Raw genomic sequence first — 12,623 nt, forward strand, 5'->3', positions numbered from 1 at the left:
GAGTATAATAAGTCTCTTTTTCACAATGGGTAATAACTTTAACTTATAAAATTTTAATAGCATGTTATGAAATTATAGCAAGGAAAATAGTTCTCATTGAAGTTCCGATAATTTTTTGATTTAGATATCATTTCCCTCTTGATGGATAGTAAAGCATTTCACAGAGAATTCGGGCCCAGAAAATTTTCATTTGTGAAAACATTTAAACTAAGATTGTATATACTTTTTTCAATTATACTTGTTGCAGGCATGTTATTTTACAATTTTAAATATACAGAAATTATAAGCATTTTTCTGCTATTATTTTCTATTATATTTTTTATAAAAGGTCACCATTCAGGGGCCGTATCATATTCTTCAGTTTTATATAGAAAACAGTATATTGGCAAAGATAAAGAGTATAATATAATAAAAATTCCAGTAAGAAGTTTGAATTTTTTAGATTATATAGATTATAAAGTAAACCAGAATGTATTGATTTGCGGAACTAGCGGTCAGGGGAAAAGTAGGCTAATGCGATATCTGTTATATTTGTCTAAAGAACAGAAATTTATTTTCTCATATAAAGAAAATGACGATTATCTAAAAATGGGATATAATATTCTTCAAGTAGAAAACGAAATGCCTGATCCATTCATGGATACAGAAGCATTTGTAAATGCATTTTTGATAACGTACCCTATACAGAATATGGGTATAATCTCACAGTATATCCCAATATTCTTGCGAGATATTTCAAAGATATCCAAAGATTGGAACGATTTTTTATATAATTTAAATATAAAATTAAAAAGTTCGAAAGACCAGATACAAAGGTCAGCATATTTATTTATTATTGAGCACTCTAAAGCTTTAATAGGTTCAAATTACAAAAAGAATATAGATCTTGCAGATGAAAGTATAGTATTTGATTTTTCGCAAGTAAATGAAAGTTCCAAAACGTTTTATTCAGAATTGTTTTTAAGGATACTCTGGAAAAGATTAACCAAAAATTCAAAAAAAGTACTAATATGTATAGATGAGGCACATAGGTTACTTTATAATTTTGAAAGGTACCAATCTATATATATCGAAATGTCGAGAGAGATTAGAGCATTTGGGAAACTTTGGACTAGCACACAAAACTATTCTGATATGCCTAGTTATGTTAGGAACCAATTTGCCACCCAATATATATTCAACACATCTATAAAGGAGGACTTGGATCAACTTGGAATTATAGACCAAAAATTGAAATGGGCCGTACCAAACATGCCAAAACATTGTTTCACAGATGCACGGTATCCCTGGATTTATAAAGTGGTTCCAGAATTTATAATATTTTGGTATCCGCTAGATAGAGATAAAGCTAGAAGTGTTTTAAGCACAGTGAACTATGACGCTGAAGTAATAAAAATTTTACATGATAATGTACTTGAAATACCTACTATTGTTGAAATAATTTCCAAAAATTATAGTATTGATGAAAACACAGTCAAAATTAATGTGAAGAATTCAATATCAACATTGATAAAAAATAAAGAGATCAATAGAGTTTTATATGATTCGACCTATGTGTATTTTGGAAAAACCCTAGATTCTGCTAATTTGTCCTTATTCCATAAATTCATGGAAAATAAAGTCTTAGAAATATTATCTGAACGCTCTATTAGAGGGAATGTTATTATAGCAAAAAAGGGTCAAAATCTACCTGACATATCTACAGAAAAATTCAATATAGAAATAGAAACAGGTTTAAAGCACGATATCACAGATTTAAAGAAAAGGACCAATACTGGTGATAAATCTAATATTATTATAATTCCTAACAAAAATTTAATGGAAAAATATAATAAATTACAAAATGTGAGTGTAATTGAGATAAAAGAATTGAAAGCATTCCTAGAGAGGTATTACACATAAGTTTTATCTTCCATTAAACTCTGTAAAAGTAATTCATTATACCTAATCTCTCTTACAATATGGAAGTATTCTAAAGTCAAAGATATTGCTGAAACAATTACTATTATCAACACTGTGAACAATATTAATGGGAAAAGACCATAGTTGCTATTATTGTACAAATATAAAAGCAGTAATGAACTCAATAAAATTCCAGTAACTAGATAAAATAAAATCTTTTTTAGTTTTTCCAAATTTGTGATTTGGGAATTAACAATTTTAGCTATATCCATTAAAATCTATTATTTTAAAATATATTAACATAACGTTGATGCACATCAATTTTGTACTAAAAGGAAAATAAGAATTATGATTGCAGGTAAAATTAAACCAAGCATTTAAATACAAAGCCTCAATTTTGCCTTTTAACGCTATATAATTACCTTTAACGTATTATTTCCCTTTTCAATGTAAAATCAATTTATAAATGTGTAGAAAATAAAAATATACTGTATATTTTTAATAATTTCTAAATTAACTATACAATTCATTAACAATGATACCAGTGGATACACAGCACATTCTAGAGAGTGAGATCTCCAGGAAATAGTGGTTATGAAGATACCTGAAGAATATGAAGATGTACTGCATACTTTAATCCATGAAATGTCCCATGCACGGCTGGATCACCTGAACAGAAAAGATATTCCCTATGGCATTGGAGAAGCTGAAGCTGAGCTGTCCACATACCTGGTAGGGCAGCATTTCGGGTACCATTTCAAGGACGAATCTGCAGCTTACATGAAAGGGTGGCTTGATAATGCAAAACAGGAAGGCCACACCCTGAGCAATGAGAATCTGGATAGGGCAATGAACAATGCCAGGCACATAATTCAGGATATAAATGCACAGCTGGAAACAAAGAAATAATTAAATCATATATTTTTTAATTTAGAATTTAGTTAATGCAAAAATCACTCTGCATAAGTTTTATCTTCTATCAAACTTTGTAATAGGAATTCATTATATTTAATATCTCTAACGATATGGAAGTTTTCAAAAGTCAAAGATATGGCTGAAACTATCACTATTATCAATCCTGTGAATAGTATTAATGGAAAAAGGCCATAGTAACTATTGTTGTATAAATACAAAAGTAGTAATAAGCTCAATAAAATTACTGTAACTAGATAAAATATGATTTGTTTTGTTTTTTCCAAATGTGTGATTTTTGTATAAACAATTTGGGTAATATCCATAGAATTATATCGATGTAAAATATATTAATCTAACGTGAATACCCATCAGTTTTTATAATGCAGAATATTGAGTTCATCATTCTATTTGTTATGGAAATAGAGATGCCCATAAAAGAGATAAGTAAATATCAATTAAAATATTATGCTAACAATGAAAACACTACATAAAATCATTTATAGTGATGCAAGAGAAATGAAGGAAGTTAAATCTGAAAGTGTAGATTTAATGATAACCTCCCCACCATATCCTATGATAAAGATGTGGGATGATATGTTTTCTGTACAAAATCCAGAAATAGCCGAAGCATTAAGAGAAGAAAATGGAGAAAAAGCATTTGAGTTAATGAATAAAGAATTAGATAAGGTTTGGAAAGAAGTTTACCGTGTTTTAAAGATAGGCGGGATTGCCTGTATTAATATTGGAGATGCTACAAGAAGTTTGGGCGGCAAGTTTCAAATTTACACAAATCACGCAAGAATATTGAATTATTGTTTAAGTTTAGGTTTTCATGCTCTACCCGAAATACTCTGGTTAAAAGAGACCAACAAGCCAGATAAGTTTATGGGTTCTGGAATGTTGCCAGTAGGGGCTTATGTTACATTGGAGCACGAATATATCTTAATATTAAGAAAAGGTTATAAAAGAGAATTTAAAAGTGCAGAAGAAAAACTAAATCGGCAGAATAGTGCTTTCTTCTGGGAAGAGAGAAATACATGGTTTTCTGATAAATGGAATGATCTCAATGGGGTTTTTCAGAGGTTAAACCATATAAAAGTTAGGGAGAGGAGTGGGGCTTATCCAATAGAATTGGCTTATAGGTTAATAAATATGTTCTCCGTTCAAGGGGATACTATACTGGATCCATTTCTCGGAACAGGAACAACTACATTAGGAGCAATTGCTTCTGCAAGAAATAGTATAGGTTATGAAATTGATGGAAACTTTAAAGATATCGTAGAAGAAAGGATTAAAAATATTAAAGATACCTCAAATATCTATATTGATGAGAGATTGTCAAGGCATATAGAATTTATGAAGAAAAGACTTGAATTAAAAGGTGAACATAAATATTTTAATAAGAATTATAATTTTCCTGTCGTTACAAACCAGGAAAAAAATATACTTTTCTTGAAATTAAAGGAGATTAGTAAAACAAACGAGAATATATTTGAGGTTGAGTATAGTTAAGACAATCTTTTGATTTCGGCTTGTATATCTTCAATTATATCGGGATTTGCAATAACTTTCTTCTTTGTCTGCTCATCTTTCACAGAAAAGATATAAAATACGGCACCACCATATTTTTGAGTAAACTTTCCATGAGTTATCTTCTGTTGTGTTCTTTCATTTATTATCTGGGTAATATATTCATACCCTGTAGGTTTTATTTGTAATCCGATATACTTATCTTTAATCTTGATAAAGAAGTCTACATTATAACCCCTATCCCAACTATCTGGTGCGGGTTCTATTTTAACTCCTAATATGTCTTGCAATTGCCCATAAATTGTTTCTTTTTCTGAAACATACCCATCAAATGTTCTATTGATAACAAGATTAACAACAAAGTCAATACAGTCTTCTTCAGTTATGTCATCAACTTCTGCTCTTATTACTTCTGTAACTTTTACATATAATTTTTCCCCTAATTCAATAAGATGGGATTTTGGATATACATTGTTGTAGTAATAATCTTCCCAATCCTTTAATTCTTTAGGAGAACACTTTCTTATTTCTTCAGCAACAGCCCCAACTTGTTTTTTCTTAGTTAACCCCCAACGCATATTGGCACTGTTTAGAACCCATTCTTTTGGCATATAAAGTTCAGGAGGTCATACCTTAAATTCTTTTCCTAAAGACCGATATATAAGTAGTTAAACAACACTTCTCTCTCAGGATAAAGCCTACGGCTTCATGTATGGAAATAATAACCACGCCTTGTATATTTATGTTCAAAAACATTTATTATGCAACAAAAGATATAGAATTGTTGCATTGTTTTAAATACTCTATTATTTAAAAAATCAAATACAGCAATACAGGAAAAAGTTTATATTTAAAACCATGCTACAACTTTTAAAGTGGTTGCATAATGAATGAAATAGGTTTGAAAAATTCAATGATGAAAATAAAGGATGAATCGGATTTGCCACAGCATATTACATATAATGAATACCAGAGTCTACTAAATGAGATAATGAATAATCCTTATAGCCATTTTCTTAACAAGAAAATGATTCCATTCCTGAAAGCCAGGGACATGTTGATGTTAAAATGCATGTGGGAACTGGGTGGAAGAATATCGGATATTTTGAATATAGAAATCAATGATATAGATTTTAAAAATAAAATAATAGTTTTGAAGGTTAAGAAAAGGGGCGGCTTCATAAATCGGATTCCGGTATCGGATAACTTGTTATTGGACATATCTAATTTTATGAGAGCGTATCCTGAAGTCAACGGAAGGTTTTTCAAAATGGATCGGGAGACTGCCTGGAAGAAGGTAAAAGGCTATGGGGATAAAATAGGATTAAAATTACACCCGCACATGTTCCGGCATGGATTGGCGATATATTTACTCATGAAAGGTGTTCCAATTCAGATTATCGCAAGGAGATTGGGACACAAGAATGCAATGACCACATTACACTACTATGTTGTGATTACGCCAGAGATAGAGAGAGAAGCATTGAAGGGGATATTGCTATGAAAACAATTGATTTCACAGTATTGTGGCACGTAGTGTATCAAGGTTATTTATGCTATTTAGCAATAATTATATGTGTCTCTATGGAACATAGCAATAGAAATAGAAAAATGCGTTTTGCCAACTATATTGAAGCTAGTAGTAGGAAAGATATTGTGGAAGGCTGGAGTTATGCTCATTGGATAAAAAAATAGGTTTTAAGAGCATATAAAGGGTTGAATCTGTTTTTCTCAGATATTCTAGCAGATAGATTTGGAATATTACATTTTCATTACAAGTGTATGAATATTTATCTAAAACATGGCTTAAAATATAACAAAATAGAGCTAATTAAAAGAATGTGCTATTGGTGGTATTTTACATTGAACCATCTATGGCTTAAAATCAAGCCGTTCTAAGGTGTTTTAGAACTATGCTTTTGAGATGAGGGTGTTTGTATCCAGTTATATTTTCATTTTCAGCACATAGATTAAGAATATATAGGGAAAATACCAATCTGAATGTTATGCCTTTATTTAATTTCCTATAAAGAATTCTTTATAAACGTATACATGTTATTGATATGATAATTATGGGTAAAAAAGAAATATCTAATAGGAAAAATCCTGTGGATAGGGTAAGGGCATGGGTATGAGTAACAATAAAGATCTTAAGGATGTAAAAAAACACGAGTTTACCGAAAACGATTGTAAAATTTGTATGAGAAATGCTGAGAGATTACTCGACGATGCTTTAAATAATGATATTTCAATTCAGACTAGAACAGCGCTGATGGAACTGTCGTTTGAAGAAACTGCTAAGTCTATATTCCTGTTTGATTACAAACGGTCAGATGACCATGGACAATCATTGGTGGGAGGCAATGTGGAAGAGACTTTAATAAAGATTTTTCAGTCTCATAGGATTAAGATAGAAATAATGAAAAACTTACTTGATGACGGCTCTAAAAAGATTCTAACACTTGACTTGAACGAATATTCATCTTATATTGGTGGTATCATACAAGATGGCATGTTCGGGGAAAAACGTGATTCGAGGCGTATTAAAATAAGTAATGAAAGGAAAATATACTCAAGTGAAGAGCTGTCAAATAGTGTTAAAAAAATGGCTAAGGATATTATAGATACTATGAGTAGTCAAAACATAAAATATTACAATGACTTAAAAAACGAATCTCTGTATGTGGGATTAGACGCCTCAACGGGTCTCCTCCAATCTCCTCCAGTGCCTAAAAACAAGAAGATTGTGGGATATATAGCGTTCTTCATAATTACTCAGCTTATATATCAGTGGGATGATTTTGGGGAAAAAAAGAAAGTGAAAAATCTCTTGGAAAAATATAAGAACCATCTTGGAGAGTACATACAATTATAATATTAAATAGTAAATTATCTCGTATTTAAACAATGTAAAATTTAAAAGTAAAGGTACAGGTAGATTTCGTTTTTCATAGAAGTGAGCAGGAGAAACCACATTCAAATTTGTCATTTTGTTTTAACGTTTTTAATCCCATACCGTTATTAAAGCAATTAGGCGCTCCGGTTAATGGTTCAAATGCCACTGAATTTTGACCAGCATAAGTGCCATTATAAATTTCAAAAAAAGGCATATTATATCTAATTATCTCCATTTTCAAATACTTTGTGTAGAAATCTACAATACCCCCACCAAAATAGGCATTGTCATATAATTTATTGGGTACATTGCTGATAGTATCAGTTATCCTCTGAGTAGTAATACTCTTTGTGTTGTATCGTTTTAATTGCACTGCAGCATCATGAAATTCAAATTTCCAATAATCGCTAAAAATAAAATATGGATGAGCTCCACACATAATAGGGCAGGATTTATCACCAATATTTTTTATACTATAATCAACACTGAATTTTGCATTATCAATCATGTAAATAACATCTATTAATAGCTTTGACGGATAGAAATTTTCATTTAAAATTACTTGAAAATCAATTTTTTTATCGCTCTTAGTAATAACTTTCCATGTTTGATCGAGTGTTAAACCATGCATACTATTAATTAAATCACCTTCATATCCAGCATTTTTTGGCAATAAATACTGCTTTCCATTAAATTTATAAGTTGCTTTTGATACAATATCTGCATATGGTATGAGTATACTTAACCCACCGTGCGGTTCTATGTTATCATTAGTTTCTTTTAATATATTTATACCATTAATAATCAGGGATTCAACATATGCGCCCTTTCTAGAAATTAATACTTTAGAATTATTTTCCAGTAAAGTTATCAATATTATTACCCACTATTTCTCTATCTACAAGCTGTAAAATAGCGTTAGAAATTATCTTCTCCTCACCAGTCCTTAAACATTGTGGATTAATATATAATTTCCCCTTGTCTACTAAACAATAGATAGCGGGGTTATAGTATTTTAAATTATTTGCTATAACACCTGCATCTACTTTATTATTGAATTCCACTTCAACGCGGGGTATTGTAACAGGTCTTGGAAAATACCATGGCGGATTTATTTTTTTAATGCGGATTGAAGTATTATTTCCAAGAATATCTATTATTTCTTTACATTTGGTGTTCATGTCATTCATAAACTCTGATTCATTCAATTTCAGAAACTTATCAACAGCAACTGTTGTGGCTACAATATCTTCTTTGCTGACTTTCATTGTTCTTCCTATGAATATCGTATTTCTAGAATTACTAATTTCCTCGCTATGTGGACCTATTTCTTTTGCAATCTCTATAATTTCCTTTTTGCCTAACATTAGTCCAGTGTCACTGAAGCTTCCAATAGCTTTTCCACCACTTAATATAACTATATCTGCCCCAGCTTCCAGATACCGTTTAAAATTATAAATGGGTGGAACTTCTGCAGCAGCGTCAACTATTACAGGTATCCCAAAGCTGTGGGTTATGGAAACGACATCTTCTATTTTTAAACTTTCCCTTAATGGTTCAAATGCAAAGTAAACAATTGCCACAGTTTTATCTGCAAATTTTTTCAATGCTTTTTTAAAAGATAGTTCTGAAGTATCTTTCGCGGTTCCAATCTCTTTTATTTTAGCTCCTGTAAGTTTTATAAGATATTTAAATTCGCTAATCTGATTCTTGAATGTCAGGACAAATTTTTCATCTCGTCCCAACTCCGGTAATTTATATTTTAGTCCAGGTTTTGATTTAACTATGCATGATGCAACAGATAAAACTATTGCAGCAGCGGCACCATTTGTAATATATGCCGATTCAACTCCCATACTTTTTGCTATATTGCATCCGGCATCATCTATTAGCTGTTTCATATTAACAAATACCTTGCTTACCTCTTCGATAGATGACAATACTTCGGGAGAAATCCTATTTCCACCAAGAAATGTAACAGTACCTATTGCATTTATTACTTCTTTTATTTTTAGTTTATCTTCATACATTGTAATCACCTGCTTAATTTAGACTAGGTAAAGCCCCCCATCAATAATTATATCTTCTCCGTTAATGTAATTAGATGCAGAAGATAAAAGAAATAAAACTACTGATGCCACTTCATCAGCAGTTCCTCTCCTCCGTAATATGCTCTCTGAAGAGTATTCCTTTTCTGTTTCTGCAAAACTTCTACCTTTGATTTTGGATTGGGCTTCAATATCAAGGTCGTTCATCGGAGTTTTTATATTGCCTGGACTTACACTGTTCACGCGAATTTTATATTTTCCAAAATCAGCGGCAAGTGCCTTAGTAAAAGCTAGAGTTGCTCCTTTAGTAGTAGAATAAAGCGTATGCCCTTCTTCTGTTCTCTGACCTGAGACCGAAGCTATATTAACAATTGATGGGTGTGTTGAATTTTTCAATAATTTAGTGCAATATTTCGTCATGTTAAACTCCCCTAAAATATTTGCAGATACTATATTATTAAAATCTTGTAAAGATGAATTTTCTATATCTTTATAAAAATAGATTCCTGCATTGTTGACAAGAAAATCTACCCGACTCTCTTTACTGTATATATATTGAAATAAATTCTCCATATCATCACTATTAGAAGTGTAACCAGAATATCTTATAACATTTTTGTTAACTGTAAATTTATCATCCAACGTATTTGGAAATTTTGGATCGATAGTATATACCTTACATCCAGAACTTATTAGCTGACTTATTATTGCTTTTCCTATACCTTGGAAACCACCACTTACAACCGCAATGGTATCATTGAATTTAAAATTAAAATCATTTGTCATTTTCTCACCTCCTCCCTACAGCTTCCTCATTTTCATCACTTATATCATTCATGGAATAAAGCTCACCTTTTTCATACTTCACAGCTATATAAATGATACTGAAAACTATTAATATCACCATAAGCACAAAACCAAATAAATATGGTTCTCCGATCCCAATGTAACCTTCTATGTCTGCATATACAAATAGGCCTCCGGCAATTATAGTAGTTACCATTGTCAATAAAATGTTTTTAATAGTAAAAATGCTTGTACCTATTTTATGCAGGAAAAATGGCAACGCCGCATCAGCAATTAAATGCTGTATTATCCACATGAAAGTTGTTAGGGCACCGAATAGGAAAAGTGAATAAAATATACCATTCGCATATCCATATATTGAAACAAGGATTAAGGGCGAAATAATAGATAATATAGATGTTATAGCAAGTTCAAAAAGTGCCGCGATGACAGGGGTTTTCCTTGATTTATTTAATGTGGCAAATCTTTTTGGAAAGAAAAATTCATCTCTCGCCATTGAATATATTAATCTTGCCCCCGACATTCCTCCCACAACACCTGCCCATACTTGACCGGTTAGAGCAATTATTAAGAATATTAAAACACCTATAGACCCTATAAATGGCAAGAAAGCTACAACTGCAGGATTCCAATCAGTTGCAAGACTTGAAGAATTGGATAAACCCACAGCAACAACTTCAGCATAAGTTACTAGCACACTAACAATTGTAAGTAATATTATTGATAGTATCACTGATTTCCAAACAATTCTCTTTGGGGTATGAGATTCCTCGGCAAAATAAAAAGGTGCTCCGTATCCGGTGAAAAATAAAAATCCACCAGTGATAGCGGCAAGCATAACTCCAGAAATACCAGCAGGTGCTCGAGCTATATTAAATGCCTGAAAAGTATTAAAAGGGGTTCTAATAATTACGATAAGCGAGTATATAATTACTATTATCACCTGTATAGCAACAACTAGTATTACTGATTTGCCTGACATTTTTATGTTGAATACCGTGAATATAAACATAACAAATGTGGCAATTAATGCGATTATAATGTATAAATAAATTGGCAGAGTATAATTATATATGGCAGAAAGAGCTGTAGAAAGGATATATGAAACAGCAACCACAGATACTACATCCATCATAATAAAGTACCATAAATCGTCATTGCCGTGAATTACCAGCACTTCTACCAAGGCCTTTTCTGCAAATCCATAATATCCGCCTGCAAAACTAACATATTTTGAAAACAACATAGCTGGAACCGAAACTATTAATATTGCTGCGGCAGCTATTAGAGGAACTACAGGTGCAGCAAATCCAGCATACACAACTGCGCTTGCTCCATTAGATACTGCAAATGATAATGGATAAATGGAACCCATAGATAGTGCCACAAGAGTCCACAATCCAATACTGCCCTTACTTAAATGTGTTGTCTCAGTATTCTGTTTTATTTTTGAATTATCCATATAATATTAATATTTTCTTAAATATAATACAAATGGTTAAAAAGTTAATATTTATCTGCACTCAATTATATATTTAATAGTGTTTTTCATATTAAGCAATTGGTAATAGCAAGATTATCTGATGGAATACGCTGTCGGATTATGGCAAGTAATATAATGTCCCTAATGCAAGCATCATGAAATTTTTGTGTCAAAACATACCACTAAATTACATATTATGGAAGGAATAGTTGCAATCACTCCCCAGCATAATTTTTTTTTCAGCATCTCTTAAATATTTATCAGCTGCTACTGTCGAAATATCTAACTCCTTTGCTATATCTTTAATATGACATTTCTTAGGATTATCAAAAAAACCACAGGACAAAGCGATTTGTATTGTTATTTTCTCTTGCTCAGTAAGCATATACCTAAAGTTAAATGATCTTTCATCAATTTTATGTTTTTCTAAATTTGTTATTTTACCAATACTATTTAATATATCTATTATTTGTTTAATATTAGATTCTTCTGGTAATAAAAATGAAATATAATCTATCCCACTTTGTGATATTTCTCTGTAATTTATAACCCCCAAAGAGTTAAGCAAACCGTATGGAGAATCTATAGAATGTTCTAAAAACGATATTCTTAGCATACGACCCTCTAAAAAACTATTTTCCATAGAAACAATAGATGGATTTTTTTTTAAGTTTGAAATTATAAAAGAAACTTTTTTATTGGTGTTAATGGGATAATAATCTTCAATTGTGAATAAATATTTATTTGACTTCATTGCAATTGACGTAGTTAGAAACAACTTTATATCGTTCAATTTGAACCCAATATCTGACATACAATTGTTATGTTTTAGATTTATTTTTAGAGCTATAAGTTCAATTTTATCTTCCTTAATATTCATAAAGTATTATTAATTTTATGCTATTAAAGGTTTGTGCCCATAATTATATATGTCTATAAAGTATACTATATTAATTAGTGTGTAAAAATAATACGATATCATACTTTGTTACATTTATAATTTTGGCTTATATATGAACATACAGATTAACAATTCCAGGAA

12 protein-coding genes are annotated in these 12,623 nt (G+C 30.9%); 5 read left to right on the forward strand and 7 right to left on the reverse strand.

Annotated elements, in window-relative coordinates:
• Nucleotides 1–141 precede the first annotated feature (141 nt).
• Nucleotides 142–1,902: a hypothetical protein gene (locus FACI_RS02810; RefSeq protein WP_009886601.1), complete on the forward strand. Its 1,761-nt coding sequence runs from the start codon at nt 142–144 to the stop codon at nt 1,900–1,902.
• Here FACI_RS02810 and FACI_RS02815 read toward each other — a convergent pair.
• Nucleotides 1,893–2,174, reverse strand: coding sequence for a hypothetical protein (locus FACI_RS02815; protein WP_009886602.1), 282 nt, complete (start codon nt 2,172–2,174; stop codon nt 1,893–1,895). The two genes, FACI_RS02810 and FACI_RS02815, sit on opposite strands and share 10 nt — an antisense overlap.
• 322 nt (nt 2,175–2,496) lie before the next feature.
• On the opposite strand from FACI_RS02815, the gene FACI_RS02820 reads away from it, so the two are divergent.
• The gene (locus tag FACI_RS02820) at nt 2,497–2,811 is read left to right on the forward strand and encodes a hypothetical protein (RefSeq protein ID WP_009886603.1); all 315 of its coding nucleotides are present in this window, start codon (nt 2,497–2,499) and stop codon (nt 2,809–2,811) included.
• 480 nt (nt 2,812–3,291) lie between these two features.
• A complete protein-coding gene (locus FACI_RS02830) occupies nt 3,292–4,329 on the forward strand; it encodes a DNA-methyltransferase (protein ID WP_009886604.1) in 1,038 nt (345 codons plus the stop codon).
• On the opposite strand, the gene FACI_RS02835 is transcribed toward FACI_RS02830, so the two are convergent.
• On the reverse strand, nt 4,326–4,958 hold the full coding sequence (locus FACI_RS02835; RefSeq protein ID WP_009886605.1) for an MjaI family restriction endonuclease: 633 nt from the start codon (nt 4,956–4,958) through the stop codon (nt 4,326–4,328). The two genes, FACI_RS02830 and FACI_RS02835, sit on opposite strands and share 4 nt — an antisense overlap.
• A gap of 275 nt (nt 4,959–5,233) precedes the next feature.
• On the opposite strand from FACI_RS02835, the gene FACI_RS02840 reads away from it, so the two are divergent.
• On the forward strand, nt 5,234–5,851 hold the full coding sequence (locus FACI_RS02840) for a tyrosine-type recombinase/integrase (RefSeq protein ID WP_009886606.1): 618 nt from the start codon (nt 5,234–5,236) through the stop codon (nt 5,849–5,851).
• 627 nt (nt 5,852–6,478) lie between these two features.
• Nucleotides 6,479–7,222 (forward strand): AbiV family abortive infection protein, encoded by a 744-nt coding sequence (locus tag FACI_RS02845; RefSeq protein WP_009886608.1) that lies wholly within the window; start codon nt 6,479–6,481, stop codon nt 7,220–7,222.
• Nucleotides 7,223–7,295: 73 nt separating this feature from the next.
• On the opposite strand, the gene FACI_RS02850 is transcribed toward FACI_RS02845, so the two are convergent.
• The 5 genes from FACI_RS02850 to FACI_RS02870 form a co-directional block, all read right to left on the reverse strand.
• Entirely contained in the window at nt 7,296–8,117 is an 822-nt protein-coding gene (locus tag FACI_RS02850; RefSeq protein ID WP_009886609.1) for an aldose 1-epimerase, read from the reverse strand.
• Nucleotides 8,095–9,273, reverse strand: coding sequence for an aminotransferase class V-fold PLP-dependent enzyme (locus FACI_RS02855; RefSeq protein WP_009886610.1), 1,179 nt, complete (start codon nt 9,271–9,273; stop codon nt 8,095–8,097). Before FACI_RS02855 ends, FACI_RS02850 begins: the two co-directional genes overlap by 23 nt.
• A gap of 18 nt (nt 9,274–9,291) precedes the next feature.
• Nucleotides 9,292–10,077, reverse strand: a complete 786-nt coding sequence (locus tag FACI_RS02860) for an SDR family NAD(P)-dependent oxidoreductase (RefSeq protein ID WP_009886611.1) — start codon at nt 10,075–10,077, stop codon at nt 9,292–9,294.
• A gap of 4 nt (nt 10,078–10,081) precedes the next feature.
• Complete coding sequence (locus tag FACI_RS02865; protein WP_009886612.1) at nt 10,082–11,560, reverse strand: APC family permease; 1,479 nt, start codon at nt 11,558–11,560, stop codon at nt 10,082–10,084.
• 208 nt (nt 11,561–11,768) lie between these two features.
• Nucleotides 11,769–12,461: a helix-turn-helix domain-containing protein gene (locus FACI_RS02870; RefSeq protein WP_009886613.1), complete on the reverse strand. Its 693-nt coding sequence runs from the start codon at nt 12,459–12,461 to the stop codon at nt 11,769–11,771.
• Between the last annotated feature and the right edge of the window lie 162 nt (nt 12,462–12,623).

It is taken from the genome of Ferroplasma acidarmanus Fer1 (assembly GCF_000152265.2).
GTDB lineage: Archaea > Thermoplasmatota > Thermoplasmata > Thermoplasmatales > Thermoplasmataceae > Ferroplasma > Ferroplasma acidiphilum.